General features: G+C 67.1%; 14 protein-coding genes and 1 tRNA gene. 9 read left to right on the top strand and 6 right to left on the bottom strand.

Going from position 1 to position 15,953, the window contains the following annotated elements:
- Window positions 1-235 precede the first annotated feature (235 nt).
- The 6 genes from CA234_RS21355 to CA234_RS21330 all read right to left on the bottom strand — a co-directional run bounded on the left by CA234_RS21355 (window position 236) and on the right by CA234_RS21330 (window position 6,920).
- Complete coding sequence (locus CA234_RS21355) at window positions 236-1,807, bottom strand: hypothetical protein (RefSeq protein ID WP_126002711.1); 1,572 nt, start codon at window positions 1,805-1,807, stop codon at window positions 236-238.
- Between the two features lie 236 nt (window positions 1,808-2,043).
- Window positions 2,044-2,982, bottom strand: a complete 939-nt coding sequence (locus CA234_RS21350; protein ID WP_241213621.1) for a contractile injection system protein, VgrG/Pvc8 family — start codon at window positions 2,980-2,982, stop codon at window positions 2,044-2,046.
- Window positions 2,979-3,368 (bottom strand): phage tail protein, encoded by a 390-nt coding sequence (locus tag CA234_RS21345; RefSeq protein ID WP_126002710.1) that lies wholly within the window; start codon window positions 3,366-3,368, stop codon window positions 2,979-2,981. The genes CA234_RS21350 and CA234_RS21345 overlap by 4 nt, the downstream gene beginning before the upstream one ends.
- Window positions 3,365-5,401, bottom strand: coding sequence for a phage tail tape measure protein (locus CA234_RS21340; protein WP_126002709.1), 2,037 nt, complete (start codon window positions 5,399-5,401; stop codon window positions 3,365-3,367). The genes CA234_RS21345 and CA234_RS21340 overlap by 4 nt, the downstream gene beginning before the upstream one ends.
- A 22-nt stretch (window positions 5,402-5,423) precedes the next feature.
- Entirely contained in the window at window positions 5,424-6,671 is a 1,248-nt protein-coding gene (locus CA234_RS21335; protein ID WP_164521905.1) for an integrase arm-type DNA-binding domain-containing protein, read from the bottom strand.
- Window positions 6,672-6,830: 159 nt separating this feature from the next.
- Window positions 6,831-6,920, bottom strand: a tRNA-Ser gene (locus tag CA234_RS21330).
- Between the two features lie 253 nt (window positions 6,921-7,173).
- Here CA234_RS21330 and CA234_RS21325 point away from each other — a divergent pair.
- The 9 genes from CA234_RS21325 (at window position 7,174) to CA234_RS21285 (ending at window position 15,663) form a co-directional block, all read left to right on the top strand.
- Window positions 7,174-7,722, top strand: a complete 549-nt coding sequence (locus CA234_RS21325) for an FxDxF family PEP-CTERM protein (RefSeq protein WP_126002707.1) — start codon at window positions 7,174-7,176, stop codon at window positions 7,720-7,722.
- Between the two features lie 162 nt (window positions 7,723-7,884).
- Entirely contained in the window at window positions 7,885-8,922 is a 1,038-nt protein-coding gene (locus CA234_RS21320; RefSeq protein ID WP_125973681.1) for a lytic murein transglycosylase, read from the top strand.
- Window positions 8,906-9,742 (top strand): SPOR domain-containing protein, encoded by an 837-nt coding sequence (locus CA234_RS21315; RefSeq protein WP_125973683.1) that lies wholly within the window; start codon window positions 8,906-8,908, stop codon window positions 9,740-9,742. The genes CA234_RS21320 and CA234_RS21315 overlap by 17 nt, the downstream gene beginning before the upstream one ends.
- Before the next feature lie 31 nt (window positions 9,743-9,773).
- Window positions 9,774-10,940, top strand: coding sequence for a D-alanyl-D-alanine carboxypeptidase family protein (locus tag CA234_RS21310; RefSeq protein ID WP_125973685.1), 1,167 nt, complete (start codon window positions 9,774-9,776; stop codon window positions 10,938-10,940).
- Window positions 10,941-10,945: 5 nt separating this feature from the next.
- Window positions 10,946-11,929, top strand: a complete 984-nt coding sequence (locus CA234_RS21305; protein ID WP_125973687.1) for an AAA family ATPase — start codon at window positions 10,946-10,948, stop codon at window positions 11,927-11,929.
- A 45-nt stretch (window positions 11,930-11,974) separates the two neighbouring features.
- A complete protein-coding gene (gene metG, locus CA234_RS21300; RefSeq protein WP_126002706.1) occupies window positions 11,975-13,480 on the top strand; it encodes a methionine--tRNA ligase in 1,506 nt (501 codons plus the stop codon).
- A complete protein-coding gene (locus CA234_RS21295; protein WP_125973691.1) occupies window positions 13,477-14,256 on the top strand; it encodes a TatD family hydrolase in 780 nt (259 codons plus the stop codon). The genes metG and CA234_RS21295 overlap by 4 nt, the downstream gene beginning before the upstream one ends.
- Window positions 14,257-14,275: 19 nt before the next feature.
- A complete protein-coding gene (locus tag CA234_RS21290) occupies window positions 14,276-15,052 on the top strand; it encodes an MBL fold metallo-hydrolase (RefSeq protein ID WP_125973693.1) in 777 nt (258 codons plus the stop codon).
- Window positions 15,049-15,663 carry a TIGR02281 family clan AA aspartic protease gene (locus CA234_RS21285; RefSeq protein ID WP_125973695.1) on the top strand — a complete coding sequence of 205 codons (615 nt, stop codon included), beginning with the start codon at window positions 15,049-15,051 and terminating at the stop codon, window positions 15,661-15,663. Before CA234_RS21290 ends, CA234_RS21285 begins: the two co-directional genes overlap by 4 nt.
- Window positions 15,664-15,953 lie beyond the last annotated feature (290 nt).

Below are 15,953 nucleotides of genomic sequence, written 5' to 3'. Positions count from 1 at the left end.
GCGTGCTACCGCCAGTTCGAGGACTTTGGCGGAGAATCATCAAGCGTTTCTGACGATCCCGTCCGGACCAAACTAGGCCATCCCTTTGACGGGTGAGGGGCGTTCTTACCAGCGCCATCGGCTGCTTTCGGCAGTATCGGACGTTCAATCGTTCGAAAGGCTGACCGATTGTGGTCGACTGCGGACTGCAGCTCGCCCGCCACCTGCTGAAGATTTTGAATTCCCCCCAGCGTGCTCACACGCGCAGCGTGCCGACGAACCGATCTATCCGAACTCGGTCTAGACGCTTCTTACACAATCCATTTCCCAGACGATCAAGGCGCTCTGCGATAGGTTCGCCCCAGCTGTGATTCGAGAGTACCCCTTTGGCCTTCTCGATCACCGTGCAGAAGTTTCCAACGGCTAGACTCACTGCAGCCACTCCCGTCGGAGTATCGGATCCGGTGGCTACGGTCGCAACCGCCGCAGCCATGCCTGCGGCCGCCAAGACCGTTGCTGGAATCTGACAACCATCTTTTGCGCCGATAGCGACCATGTCGCGAAAAAGAGCGATTTCCTCCTCTACATCGAGTGGGCGCGGGGCGCGGCGGCGGCGCTTGGCGATGCGTTCGACCACTTGGTTCATTTCGTCTAAGACTTCGCCTCGGTTCGCCAATATCGCGACTCGATTATGGTCGACGCGATTGAGGAACTGGCCAAATTCATCGTCGTCGGGGTAGCGCGAAACAGGTGCCTTGCCGACATGCTGAGGCGTTTGTCCTGGTCTTGGGTCCATGCCGGCTTGCTGCCGGAACATCCATGTGGCCAGTCCTACGCGTCCTCCCTCGGCCGCGGCACCGAGCGCATGGGTGAAAACGTTTTTATCGATCAGCGTCTTGGATGCATGGTCTACCTCACGCGCGAGCATGGCATAGTCGCCGCCCAGGGCACCTGTGAGTGGTGCGCTCAGGAGATGATGGTGCAGGTAGAGCCGCGACATCCGGTCCTTCAACTGCCCGCCGACCTTCATAACCTCTAGCACGCCATCGCCGCCGCCCTGGAGCCAGTCGTCTAGGATAGGATCATCAAGCAGAGGGCCACCGTGCCTTGCGGCCAAGTCGCGAACGGCGAGGTAATAGGCTATCCTGCCCTCGAATTGGTTCGGCACCGGCCATTGGGCGTCGCGGGTGACCTCGTATCCTGCCTCCGATCTTTCCGCGAGCAACGCGGAGTGCAGCTTGCGATACCCCTGGCCGGCCCAAGCTGCCCGCGCTGACAGTTCCGACCAATTCACTCCCATCAGGCGGAAGGCGGCCGCTCGTACGTGCTGCAGCCGGTAGAAGCGCTCCGGATGATGCTCTACCTCCGCCAGCACGCAGCCGACGAGCTGAGAGACGCCGCCGGTGACATAGCGCGATAGATCGTCGGCGCGCAGGTTGACGAGCACCGGGCCTGGTCGGTCATGACCCCTGTGACGAATAAGTCGGGCGAACTGCTGGGGTGAACAGCCATATTTGCGTTGGAACGCGTGGAGGTCAGCCGTGCGATCATCCAAGTCGACAATCACCGTGGGCGATGTGCTCAACCAGAGGTGCGGTGGGTTATCCTCGATCCAGGAAACCAATTGTCGCTGCCTGTCGCGCAGGTATCCAATTTCGCCGGTAGCGAGAGCGGCGAAGATGCGTTCGCGGTGGTCGGGTTTCGCCAAAACCCGGCTGCGAAGATCGTCGTCTTCGTTGAGCCTGCTCTCGACGCGATCCGCCCTCGCGCGTGAGTGGTCGTCTACGCGCGCGACCCATCGCTCCAATTCCGCTCTCGAGTAGTACATTTCGCCCCCCTGCGAAATCATATCATGCCCAGCGAGTCGCTCGCCGTTGGACGTTGTTCCAGTATCGAAACGAAGCAACTACGATGAGAGGTACAGGTCAATAGATTGTGTTTCTCGCGCTACCGCGTTTCAGGACTGTCGGCGATTGTTCCCACCGCATCATACAAACGGCGTTCCTCCTGAAAGCTCCAGCTTCACCGCGGTGGTAAAGCCGCCGCTATCGTCTAACCGGTGGTTCACCCCGATATAAGCCAGCGCTGCGCATCGATATCGGCCTTGAACCCTTGGGCGGTGGCGGGCTGCTCGGGAGCGAGATCCGCGCGGCCGAAGGCGAGGGTGAGATCCAGGCTGCGCGGCGCGCGGCCCGCGCGCCTGGCCTCGGCCGCGGCGGCGCGCTTCGCTTCCGCTTCGCTGGCATAGACGCGGGATAGCTTGCGCTCGGCGCCGTCGCTGCTGCCGGCCGTCACCTGCTGCTTCTTCGCGCCTTTGCGATCGTGCCACTCGGCCACCACCTTGCCGGCGGCCTCACGCTTCTCGACGCGGTAGCTGTGCCGATCGCCGTCGCGGCGGCGGATGGTGACGCCGGGCAGGGGCTTGCCGGTGGCGGTGATGCCGGCGCCGATGGGCGCGAAGATCAGGCACCCGGCCTTGATCGTGGCCACCGCGTCATGCTCGCGGCCGAGGCGGCGCAGCAACGCGATGTCGCTTTCGCGCTCCTGCGCCTTGGCATGGACGGCGATTGAGGCGAGCGCGGGCGCGCAGCGGGGCTGGAGCCGGTGCCGGCCGGCGATCGCCTGGACGATCGCGCCGAGCGTGGTGTCGTGCCAGCTCTGCTCGCGGCGGGTGGTGAGGCTGCCGGCAAAGTCCGCGGCGCTGGCGCGGATGCTGACGGTGTCGGGCGGCCCGCTATGCTCCACCGTATCCACCGTGAAGCGGCCCTTGTCGACCAGGCCGATCGCGACGCCGTCGCCGGCCTTCCAGCCGAGCGCGACGGTGAGCACCGCACCCTCGGGCGGCAGGGCCAGGCGGCCGTCGCTGTCGTCGAGCACCAGGTCGAGCTGGTCGGCATCGCCCCCGCGCTTCTCGGTGAGGCGCAGGCTGATCAGGCGCGGGCGGATCCTGGGCGACAGATCCTTGCCGTCCAGCGTGATGCGGAAATCGGCGGTGGGCGTCATGCGGCGGCATCCGGCGCTTCGAGCAGGTCGATGCCGAAATCGATCTGGCGCGGCCGGCCATCGGGGAGGAAGTGGCGGTGTCGTTCGTCGATCGCGGTGATGACGAAGTGGCCGAGGACATTGCCGCGACCGTCGACCAAAGGCCAATCCTCGCCCTCGGCCGCCATGTCGATCAGCTGGTCGAGCGAGACGCGGCCGTCCGCCAGTTCGACATGGGTGCTGCCCGAGAGCGTCACCGTCTCCAGATCGGCGCCGGTGAACTGGATCGCATCCTTGGCGCCGACGCGCCCGTTCGTCGCGAAGCGCCAGGCGCGTTTGCGCTGCAGCTCGTCATAGGCGAGCGTGTCGATCGCGAAGACGAACATGCCCAGGCTCAAGAGCTTCACAGGTCATCTCCATCGGGGCGGTCGGCCATCGACGTGCGGCGGCCGGCGCCGACGCGGGTGAGCCTCTCGAGCTCGGCGCGAACGGCGCGGGCGAGATCGCGCTCCGACTGGCCGGGAAGCTGCTGGATCACGATCGTCACCGGGCCAAGCGCGGCGGGGGCAGCGCTCGGCCGCGCTGCTGCCGGTGCTGCGCTGCCGGCGCCGATCGCCAGCGCCGCAGTGCCGGTGGCGACGGCATTGGCCAGGCGGCTGGTGAGGCCGTCGATCCGGTCGACGGGCCGGTCCTGATCCCGCGCGAGGCCCTGATCGAGGCCCTGCATCATGAACCCGCCGAACGACGCGAACACGCGCGAGGGCGAGTGAATACCGAGCTTGCTCTTGAACCAGCTCGCCGCCGCCGATGCCGCCCCAACGATCGTATCCTTGAGCCGTCCCAGCATGCCGGTGATGCCGGTGATGATGCCGCGCACGATATCGCCGCCCGCTGCAATCATGCGCTGCCCCAGCGGCCCGCGCATCCAGGCGAGCAGTGCCATGAAGCCCTGGATCATCAGCCCCACGGGGGAGAAGCTCAGCAGTACGCGGCCGACGAACTGGATCGCGGACCAAGTCGCCGACTTGATGCTCTCCCACAGCCCGGCGAACCAGGTGCTGATCGCTCCCCAATTGGCGTAGATCGCATAGACCGCGGCGACGAGCGCCACGACGCCGAGCACCACGCCGCCGACGATCCCGATCAGCGGCAGCATGCCGACGCCGATCAGGGACGCCGTAGCGGCAAGTGCCGCAAAGGGCGCGGCCAGGCCGGCGATCAGGATCGCGCCGCCGCCGAGCACAAGGAACAGGGCAGCGAAGGCGGCGGCCCCCACGGCCAGCGACCGCGCCAGGCCCGGGTTGGCGGCGGTCCACTTCGTGACGCGGTCGGTGAAGGCGTTCGCGCGCTCGAGCACGGCGTTGACGGTGGGGAGCAGCTTGGCGCCGAGCGTGACCGCAAGCGCGGTGCCGCTCACCTGCAGGCGCCTGGTCTGCTCGGCCGAGTCCTTCATGCGCTCGGCGAAGTCGCGATCGGTAGTGCCGCCGGCCGCCAGCGCCGCCGCGCGGATGCGGCGATATTCCTCCATATTGGCGATCAGCGGGCGCAGGCCCTGCTGCACCTGGGCATCCTCGAACAGGTTGCCCAGCTTCGACATGTCGCCCTTGAGGGTCTTGTTGGTCAGCTCGGCGAGGGCGGCGAGCGCCTGGCGGAGGGCAGGGTCCCGCGGCTCGCGGGGGCCGCGGTTCGTGATCGCATTCGGCACCTTGCCCAGGCGGCGGAGCTTAACCACCAGGAGCTGGCAGTAGCGCTGGAAAACCCGCCCGGTCATCTTGGCGCGATGCTCGAAATAGTAGGCGTTACTGGTCTGTTCGCGCTGCGGGGCAAACTCGCCTTCGTTGGCGGTTTTGACCGTGCGCCGCACCCAAGCAATGAAGCCGTGGTCGCGTAGGCGCTGGAGCGCCGCGATCACGCTGTTCCGGTGGCAACCGGCGCGCGCGGCGATCGTCTCGATCGCGGGGAACAGGCGGCCGGTGGCGAAGTCGATCGTCTGGAGCAGCGCCTCAAGCACGGTGATGTCGATGCGCCGCAGCCGCCCGTCTGCGGCCTGCAGGTAGCTGCTGACTTTGCCGAGCTCCTGGCGGAGAAGGGCGGGGCGCCCCGGCGCCGCCTCGGCGCCGGCTACGTACTGGTCGAGCTCGGCCGAAAGCGCGGCGTGCCGCTGGCGTGCTTGGCGAATCTCGGCGAGGGGGTACTCGCGCCAGAGATGCTGGAACAGCTCCTTCGCGGTCTGGATCAGCGCCTCGCGGTGCGCGATGCCCTGGCCGACGCTGCCGTCGCCGATCGGCCGCCAGGGCTTCGCCCGCGCGTCGTCGACGTCGTAGCTGTCGCGATGCGGTGTACGGCGCTTGCCCTCGGGATCGTGATCCGGGCCGCGCGTCTTGCCCTGCAGGCTGGCGCTCACGCCCTTGAGGATCTGGCGTACGGAACGGGCCGTCATGCGCGGCCCTCGCGGGCGAGCGTCAGCGGCGCGGAAGGTCCAGCAGCGTATCGGGCGCAGGCAAGCCGTCGGTCAGCATGTCTGCCCACAGCTGCGCAATCTCCCGCCGCCGCGGCATATACGCCGCCCGGTTGTACGCGAACTCCACACCTTTCGGCTTGTGGGCCAGCATGAGATCTATGACGGCCTGGTCGCCTGGCCTGTTCTCGCGCTCGGCCAGCTCGTTCATTGCCGTCGAGAAGGTCGAGCGCCATCCGTGCGGAACGTGCCGCCCGCGAAATTCGGAAAGGCGATTGTACATCGTGCCGATCGCCGCGTCGCTCATCGGTCGGTGCGCGTGGCGCAGATTCGGGAACAAGTACGGTCCAGGCTTGGTGAGCCGAATCGCCAACTTGAACAGCTCGACGGCTTGTCGCGAGAGCGGCACCACGAACTCGAAGGCGGCATCGTTCTTCCGTTCGAGCGACAATTTCATCTTCTCGGCAGGGATGCGCCAGATCGGGGCCGCGCCGTCCAGGTCCTCGAGCTCGTCCGGCTGTGCGAGGCGAATCACCCCAGGTCGTACCGCAGTGAGCGCCAGCAAGCGCGACGCGATCTTGACCAGAGGCTGTCCCGGCTGCTTTTCGCTCTCCAGCAATAGCTGCTGGGCTTCCTGCAGGTTGCGGAGCGCCGGCTGCCGCCCACGCTTCACCGGCTTGAGCGCAGCATGCACCTCCGCGGCGGGATTGCCACTCGACTGGCCGGATGCAATCCCGAAGGCGAAGACCACTTCGAGGCGCTGGCAAACCCGATGCGCCGTCTCGATTGCCGGCCGCGACTCGATCGCGCGGAGCAGACGAAGCACGTCGGGGGGCGTGATCTCCGTGATCAGCGCTTCCCCCAAAACCGGAAACACGTCCCGCTCCAGGCTGCGCTGCACGTCCCGCGCGTGACGGGGTACCCAGGTCGCTTTCTGTACCCCAATCCAGTCCTCCGCCAACTGCTTGAGCGTGGGGGTGCCAATGGGGGCACCGCGCTTCTTCACTAACGATGGGTCCTGCCCATCGCGAAGCATGAGAGCTGCGGCGTCCCGCGCGTCCCGCGCTCTGCTCAGTGGCATGTCCGGGTAGGCGCCGAGCACGAGGGCTCGTTCCTTGCCGCGCAAGCGATATTTCCAGCGCCACGAACGATAGCCCGTGGCCGTGACAAATAGATACAGGCCGCGCGAATCCGAGAGCTTGTATGCCTTGCCCGTCGGCTTCGTCGCACGGCACTTCGCATCGGTTAACACTTGATACCCCCAGCTGCCGGGGGTCGTACCCCCAAAATGCCCCCAGAACATTTGCGAAACGCCGATGTGAATTGCAATCGGCTGCGACAGCGTTTGCAGCGAAAAAGCTGGGGAAAAGGGTTGTCCCGCAATGAGCTGCGGCAGGGCGCAAATGGTGGTTGGCGGAGGGGGTGGGATTCGAACCCACGGTGAGCTTGCACCCACGGCGGTTTTCAAGACCGCTGCCTTAAACCACTCGGCCACCCCTCCGTACGACGCCAGCGCCTAGTCCGAGTTGGCGGCCGGATCAATCCATCCCAGTGCGGCGCGGTGTTCACGGACCTGTCACATTCGAGTCGCGAGCGGCCAAGCGACAAACATCGTAAACGCACGCCCTTCCGCTGTTCCGGACCGGGACGGGGTCCCCGTTCGGGACCAACGGCTTGTTGAAGCCGGCGCGCCGGCGGCTAGTTCGGAAGGGGCTTCCAGCAATCGTTTCGGCTCCAGCGAAAACAGAGGGTTTATGATCAACAAGCTTCTTCCGGCACTCGGCGCCATCGCCGCCGTCGTCTCCTTCTCGGGCGCGGCGCAGGCCACCACGGTCGTCACCACCAACTACACCGGCGCGAACATGAACATCGCTCCGGGTACCGACGGCACCTACTCGGCCGATTTCGGCAAGTCGGGCATCGAGGCCGGCGACTTCGAGCACATCTACACCTTCACCCTGCCGGCCTATCTGACGGGCAGCGCCTCGATCAACACCAGCGCGGTGAAGCTCAAGGCTGCCAATGATCTCGACCTGTTCTCGGTCGTGTTCAACGGCGTTGCGCTGACCGGCACCTATGGCGGCCTGAACGAGGCGGTCTTCGCCAACGACGTGCCGATCATCGCTGGCAAGGAAAACACCATCGTGATCAAGGGCACGTCGCGCGGCAACGGCTCGTACGGCGCCCAGGCGACCTTCGCCCCGGTTCCCGAGCCCGCCAGCTGGGCGATGATGATCGGCGGCTTCGCGTTCGTCGGCGGTGCGCTGCGCCGTCGCAACACCGCACGCGTCGCGTTCGCCTGAACCACGCCTGCCGCACCCCTCCCGGGTGCGCTGGATCGAAGGACACCGGTCGTGCCCCGCGCGGCCGGTGTTTTTCCTTTGGTCGCCACCGGACGCGGTTTTCGTCGTATCGGACGGGCGCGCGGGCTTTCTGTGGGCGCGCGGCTGTGCAACAGCCGGGCCATGTCGCGTATTCGCTCGTATCTCGCCGGGATTGCCGGCCTCGCCATTGCCCTTGCCGTGCCGACAACCCCTGCGCTGGCGCAGGACGAGGCGGGCTTTCAAAGCTACCTCCAGACCCTCGCAGCCCAGGCCGCCGCCGCTGGGGTGAGCCGCCGCGCGATCGATGCGGTGATCCCGACGCTCACCTACAATGCCCGCGTGGTCGAGCTCGATCGCCAGCAGCCGGAGAGCAGCCCGAATGCCCCGGTCCCCGCCTTCGCGCCCTATCGCGCCCGCCATGTCGATGCCGATCGCATCACTCGCGGCCGCGCCGCCTATCTGCGTGCCCGCGGGCGGCTCTCGGCGATCGAGCGCGAGACCGGTGTCCCCGAATCGATCATGGTGGCGATCTGGGGGCACGAGACCAGTTACGGCCGGGTGATGGGCGGGTTCGATCTGCCGCGGGCGCTGGCCAGCCTTGCCTATGAGGGCCGCCGCCGCGCGCTGTTCGCCGACGAGTTCATCGCCACGCTCAAGATGATCGACCGCGGCGTGCCGCGCGAGAAGCTGGTCGGCAGCTGGGCGGGCGCGTTCGGCGGGCCGCAATTCCTCCCCAGCGTCTATCTGCGCCTGGCCCGCGACGGTGACGGCGACGGGGTGGCGGACATCTGGAACAGCGATGCCGACACGCTCGCCTCGATCGGCAACTATTTCGTCAATGCCGGCTGGCGCGCAGGCGTGCCCTGGGGCTTCGCCGTGTCCGTGCCCGCGTCGCTCGACCGCCGCCTGATCTCGAACCGCACCACGAGCCCGCGCTGCCCGCGCGTCCATGGCCGCCAGAGCCAGTGGAAGACGATGGCGGAGTGGCGGGCGCTGGGCGTCGTCCCGCAGGGCCGCGCCTGGCCGGGGGACAACTTGCTGGCGACGCTGCTGGAGCCCGACGGGCAGGGCGCAACTGCCTATCTCCTCACCGGCAATTACCGCGTGATCCTCGACTATAATTGCTCGAATTTTTACGCTTTGTCGGTAGGCCTGCTCGCCGATGCAGTGGAACGCTAGACCGATCGCGCTTGCCCTGGCGCTGCTTGCAGCGACGAGCGCCCGAGCACAGGACGCAGACCCGACGCCCGGCGCAAGCGGGCGCCGGGGCACGTCCGAGCGCCAGCCGGGCGACGGACGCTATGATGCGGTGGGCTATGCCGCGGTCCAGCCGTTCGGCGCCGCCGCCCTGGCGGTCAGCCCCAACCTGCCGGCCGAAAGCTATGCCGAGGTGACCGCGCTCGACAGCGGCCGCACGATTCTCGTTCGCATCGCGGAGACCTCCGAGGTTCCCGGTGCGGTCGCCGCACTCTCCGAAGGTGCCGCGAGCCAGCTCGGCGTTCCCGCCGATCGGCTGGCGGCGGTGCGCATCCGTGCGGTGCGACCCTCTGCCGAGGACCAGGCTGCGCTCCGCAGCGCCGGTGCCGCGCAGCCGCGCATCGATTCGCCGCCCGCACTGCTGCGTGCCCTGCGACTACAGCTCCCGCCGCAGCCCGATATCGGTGAGCCCCTTCTGCCACCTCCCGCGCAGCCGGACCCGATCGTCGACGTCATCCCGCACCCCGTCGAGAGCGTTGCGCCCCCGGCGAAACCCCGCTCGACCCCGAAGGTCGCGCCCCCCAAGCCGGGCCAGGGCCGCTATCTGGTGCAAGTGGCCGCACTTTCTTCGCCCGAACGCGCACAGGCGCTTGCCCAAAAGCTGCGCGGCTTCGTAAAGGCAGGGGGCGGGCTCTACCGCGTCCAGCTCGGCCCCTTCGCGACGGAGGCGGTGGCGGAGCGGGCGCGGGCAGAGGCCGTTCGGGCCGGGTTCGGAGATGCGCGCCGCACCACGGTCCGATAGGGGTAATTACTCGCGTTCTGGACCGATCATCATGAAGAAGCTCGCCGCCGCCTCGTTCCTGGCGCTCGCCATCGCCGCTCCGCTGCAGGCCGCCGGCCCGGATTTCCCGACGCCCGCGCCGATCGCCTACATGGAAGACATGTCCTCGGGCGCGGTGCTGTTCGCCAAGGATGCCGATCGCCGCATGCCGCCGGCCTCGATGGCGAAGATGATGACGGTCTATGTCGCGTTCGACCTGATCAAGAAGGGCGAGCTCAAGCTCGACCAGAGGATCGAGGTGCGGCCCGAGACCTGGAAGAAGTGGCACTCGCAGGGTTCGACCATGTTCCTGGGCGTCGGCGAGCAGCCGACCGTGGCGGACCTGCTCAAGGGCATCGTGACCCTTTCGGGTAACGATGCGTGCGTCGTCTTGGCCGAAGGCATCGCCGGCACGGAGGAGGGCTTCGTCAACCTGATGAACGATCGGGCCAAGAAGATCGGCCTCACCAACAGCCATTTCGGCACCTCGAACGGCTGGCCGGACGAGGGCCGCACCTATGTCACCGCGCGCGACCTGGCGCATCTCGCCGCCGCGACGATCCGCGACTTCCCCGATCTCTACAAGGCCTTCTACTCGCTGCCGAGCTTCACCTGGGGCAAGACCCTGGGCGCGGGCGCCGCGATCGAGCAGGGCAATCGTGATCCGCTCCTCGGCAAGGTGCCCGGCGCCGACGGGCTCAAGACCGGTCACACCGAGGAGGCCGGCTATGGCTTCACCGGCTCGGCCGAGCAGAACGGCCGCCGCTTGGTGATGGTGCTGGCAGGGCTCGACACCTATAGCGGCCGGGCCGACGAATCGGTGCGCTTCATGCGCTGGGGCTTTGCCGCCTGGAGCACCAAGCCGGTGGTGAAGAAGGATCGCACCGTCGGCACGGTCGACGTGCAGGGCGGCACCGCCAATCAGGTTGCCGTCGTCGCACCGCGCGACCTCAACATCACGCTGCCCTCGGGGCTTAGCCCGAAACTGGCCGGCAAGATCGTCTACCAGGGCCCGGTCAAGGCCGGCTTCAAGAAGGGCGACCATATCGCCGACCTGATCGTCGAGGGCGAAGGCATGCCGCAGCAGATGCTGCCGCTGGTCGCCGCCGAGGATGTCGGCCAGGCAGGCTTTTTCGGCCGCGCCTGGGCAGGGCTCATGTCGCTGCTCCACCTGGCCTGATCGCCTTGGCCGACGCCCTGATCGGCAACAACCAGGCCCGCGACGCGCTCGCCGCCGCGATGGCGAGCGGCGCGTTGCACCATGCCTGGCTGATCGCCGGGCCGGAGGGCGTGGGGAAGGGGGCCTTTGCCCGCATCGCCGCCGCGCGCATGCTGGCCGAGGCCGCCGAACCCGATCGTCTGCTGCCGGGCTGGGACGTGCCGGAGAGCACCCGCACCGCCAGCCTGATCGCCGCGGGCAGCCACCCGGACCTCAAGATCCTTGCCCGGCTGCCCAAGGATGCCGACAAGCCGGACGAGGCACTCGCTCGCTCGATCAGCATCGCGCAGGTGCGCAGCCTCCAGCCGCTGTTCGCGACCAAGCCGTCGCTCAGCCCGCGCCGGGTGGTGATCATCGACGCGATCGACGACCTCGAGCGTGGCGGCGCCAATGCGCTGCTCAAGAACCTCGAGGAGCCCCCGGCGGGGACGATCTTCCTGCTGGTGAGCCATGCGCCCGGCCGGCTGCTGCCGACCATCCGCTCGCGCTGCCGGCTGCTGCGCTTCGAGCCGCTGTCCGACGCCGAGACGACCACGGTGCTGCGCCGCCAGATCTCCGAGGCGAGCGAGATCGAGATTGCTGCGCTGGTCGAGGCTGCCGAGGGGTCGCCGGGCCGTGCGCTGCGCTTTGCCGGGCTCGACCTGTCGGCGCTGGAGGCAGACATGGCGCTGCTCGCCGAGCGCGGTGACCCGGACAATTCCGTGCGGACCCGCCTCGGCCGCCAACTCGGGTCAAAGGCTGCCCAGCCGCGCTACGAGGCATTCTTAGAGCGTTCGCCCAGCTTCATCGCCGCCCGCGCCAAGCGGCTGGAGGGCGAGGCGATGCGGACGGCGCTGGATGCTTATGTCGCTGCGCGCGAGCTGGCGGGAGCGGCGCTCGGCCTGTCGCTCGACGCCACCGCTACGGTGTTCGAGATGAGCGGCATCCTGGCCCGGCTCGCGCGTCGCTGAGCGTACAGGTTGCCCGTTGCTGCGCCGCATCCTAAAGCGGCGGGCATGGCTGACCCCTTCTACATCACCACCGCGATCCACTACCCCAACGGCAAGCCGCACATCGGCCATGCCTATGAGATGATTGCCGCCGACGCGATCGCGCGCTTCCAGCGCCAGCAGGGTCGCGACGTGTTCTTCCAGACCGGCACCGACGAGCATGGCCTCAAGATGGTGCAGACGGCCCGCGCCCGCGACATGACCGCGCGCGAGCTCGCCGATGAAATGTCGAGCTATTTCCGCGTGATGGCGGAGAAACTCGACATTTCGTGCGATCGCTTCATCCGCACCTCCGAGGCCGATCACTACCGCGCCAGCCAGGCGATCTGGGAGAAGATGGCGGCCAAGGGCGACCTGTATCTCGATCGCTACGAGGGCTGGTATTCGGTCCGCGACGAGGCCTTCTACGAGGAGAAGGAACTGCAGGAAGGGGAAGGGGGCCAGAAGCTCTCGCCCCAGGGCACGCCGGTGGAATGGACCAAGGAGGAGACCTGGTTCTTCCGCCTGTCGAAGTACCAGCAGCCCTTGCTCGACTTCTACGCCGCCAACCCCGACTTCATCCGGCCGGAATCGCGCCGCAACGAGGTGCTGCGCTTCGTTGAGGGCGGTCTGGTCGACCTTTCCGTCAGCCGCACCAGCTTCGACTGGGGCGTGCCGGTGCCGGGCTCGCCGGGCCATGTGATGTATGTCTGGGTCGACGCGCTGACCAACTATCTGACCGGCGCGGGATTCCCCGACGATGCCGAGCGGCTGGCGCGCTACTGGCCTGCCGATCTGCACCTGATCGGCAAGGACATCGTCCGCTTCCACACCGTCTACTGGCCGGCCTTCCTGATGTCCGCCGACATCGCACTGCCCAAACAGGTGTTCGGCCACGGCTTCCTGCTCAACCGCGGCGAGAAGATGTCCAAGTCGGTCGGCAACGTCGTCGATCCGATGGAACTGGCGGAGACCTACGGTGTCGACGCGCTGCGCTATTTCCTGCTGCGCGACGTCAGCTTCGGCCAGGACGGCACGTTCAGCGACGAGGCGATCGTCACCCGCGCCAATGCCGATCTCTCGAACAGCTTCGGCAATCTTGCCCAGCGCACGCTGAGCTTCATCGCCAAGAACTGCGAAGGCGCGGTGCAGGCCGGTCGCGCCGATGAGGCCGACGCAGTGCTTCTGACCGAGGTCGACACCGCCTGCGCCGCCTTCACCCGCGCCTTCCAGGATCTGGCGCTGAGCCAGGGCGTCGAGGCCTGGATGACGGGCGTGTTCGCCTGCAACCAGTATATCGACGCGCAGGCGCCCTGGACGCTGCGCAAAACCGATCCCGAGCGGATGCACGCGGTGCTCGGTACGCTGCTCAAGGCGATCCGTCGCCTCGGCGTGACGATCGAACCGGTGGTGCCGACCTCTGCGGCCAAGCTGCTCGCGCAACTGGGTCCAGAAGGCGACGCGGACTTCAAGATTGCGCCGCCGACCCCCATCTTCCCGCGACTTGAACTCCAGGCTTCCGAGGACGCATGAAGCTCGCCGACAGCCATTGCCACCTGATCTACAAGGGTCTCGGCGAGCAGCAGCCCGAGGTGCTGGCCCGCGCCCGCGACGCCGGCGTGGTGGCGATGCTCAACATCTCGACGCGCGAGAATGAATGGGACCAGGTGATCGCCGTCGCCGAGCGCGAGGCGGATGTCTGGGCCAGCGTCGGCATCCACCCGCACGAGGCGGACACCCACCCGCATGTCGACACTGCCAAGTTGGTCGAGCGCGCCCGGCACCCGCGCGTGGTCGGCATCGGCGAGAGCGGGCTCGATTACTATTACGACCATAGCGACCGCGACCGGCAGCGCGCGAGCTTCCGCGCGCATTTGGCAGCCGCGCGTGAGACCCAGCTTCCGATCATCGTCCACACGCGCGACGCCGAGGAAGACACCGCCGAGATTCTGCGCGAAGAAATGGGGAAGGGGGCCTTCCCCGGCGTGATCCATTGTTTCACCGCCAGCCGCGCCTTTGGCGAGATTGCGTTGGAACTCGGCTTCTACATATCGATTTCCGGTATCGTGACGTTCAAGAACGCCAAGGACCTGCAGGAGACCGCCGCCGCGCTGCCGCTGGAGCGGCTGCTGATCGAAACCGACGCGCCCTTCCTTGCGCCGGTGCCGCATCGCGGCAAGACCGGCGAGCCGGCCTTTGTGGTCGACACCTGCACGTTCCTGGCGCAACTCCGCGGCGAGGATCCAGAGATGCTGGCCGAGGCCACCCGCGCCAACTTCCACACGCTCTTCGCCAAGACGCTGGCGTGACCGGGCAGGGGACCTGCCCTTGACGCTAAGCATCCGCATTCTCGGCGCGGGCACGTCCTCGGGCGTGCCGCGCATCGGTCCCGACTGGGGCGCCTGCGATCCGAACGAGTCGCGCAACCGCCGGACGCGCTCCTCGGTGCTGGTGCGCAGCGCGACGACGACGCTGCTGGTCGACACGAGCCCGGACATGCGCGAGCAGCTGATCGCTGCGCAGGTCTCCGATGTCGACGCGGTGCTGTGGACCCATGATCACGCCGATCACTGCCACGGCATGGACGATCTCCGCCAGATCATGCATGCCCGTAGCGGCACGCCCGTGCGCGGGTTGGCCCGGCCCTTCACCTTTGAACAATTTTTCAGCCGTTTCCCCTATATCTTTGAAGGCCGAGGAAAATACTACCCGCCGGTAGTCGCGCTTGAAACCATGCCTGACAGTTTCACGATCGGCGACATCGCGGTCCGTGTCGTCGACCAGCCGCATGGCGGGATAACCTCGGCCGGCATGCGCTTCGAAAGCGGTGGCAAGGTCATCGGCCATGCCACGGATTTCCATGCAATGACCGCCGAGATGCGGCAGCTCTACACCGGTCTCGACGTGTGGGTCGTCGATGCGCTGCGCCGCGCACCGCACCCGACGCATCCGCATCTGGGCCAAGTGCTGGGCTGGATCGAGGAACTGCGCCCGGCGCGTTCAGCGCTGGTCCACATGGACCATAGCATGGACTATGCCACGCTCGCCGCCGAACTGCCCGCCGGTGTCGAGCCGGGCTATGACGGGCTGGAGTTGCACGCGTGAACGGTGTCGACGGCGTCAACATGGTCTGGCTGATCGGCGCGCTGGTGCTGGTGGTCAGCGCGCTCTCCGTGCGGCGGATCGGCTTCGGGCTGTTCCTGCGGACGCTGCTCGGCTGGGCGGCGATTGTGCTGCTGGTGCTGTTCGCGGTCGGGCACCGCTATGAGCTGGCGGCGGCCTGGTCTTCGCTGAGCGCCAAGCTGGGTCTCGAGGACCAACGCGTCGAGGGCGACACGGTGCGGATCCGGATGAGCCCTGACGGCCATTTCTGGGCGCGCGTCACGCTCAACGGCGCCGAGCGCCGCATGTTGATCGACAGTGGTGCGACGATCACGGCGATCTCCGAGCAAACCGCCAAGCAGGCCGACATCCAGACGTCCGAAGGCCTGCCGGCGATCATCGAGACCGCCAATGGCAGCGTGGCGGCGCGCCGTGCGCGGATCGCGGAAGTGTCGCTCGGGCCGCTCAAGATGCAAGATCTGGGCGTGGTGGTGTCGCAGAATTTCGGCGATCTGGATGTGCTCGGCATGAACTTTCTGTCGCGGCTGCATAGCTGGCGGGTAGAAGGAAATGTGCTGGTGCTGGAGCCGAAGGCGCCGGAGGGCACCGAGTAGCGCAGGCAGGTCTCCTCCTCCGCTGTCGATACTAAAAACTTTACATAATATTGATTATCGTTCCTTGCTCGGGGGTGGGCTGTAAGCGCAACGTACAAATGTCACTCTTCCGCCAGATAGAGATGTCACAATCTCTGGTCGGCGCCTTCCGAGTGGCATGCCACCCGAGCAATTGGGGGCACGCTGATGACGGTGGTCGCGATGAGCCGGAGCGAGTTGTCACGGTACGAAACGCTGCAGCGCGTCGAGCGGGGCGAGATCACCGCAAGCGAGGCTGGCGAGCTGCTCAG

Origin of the sequence: Sphingomonas sp. ABOLE, from assembly GCF_003950455.1 — a bacterium.
Classification (GTDB): Bacteria; Pseudomonadota; Alphaproteobacteria; order Sphingomonadales; family Sphingomonadaceae; genus Sphingomonas; species Sphingomonas trueperi.
This window is presented reverse-complemented; position numbering and strand designations above follow the sequence as displayed.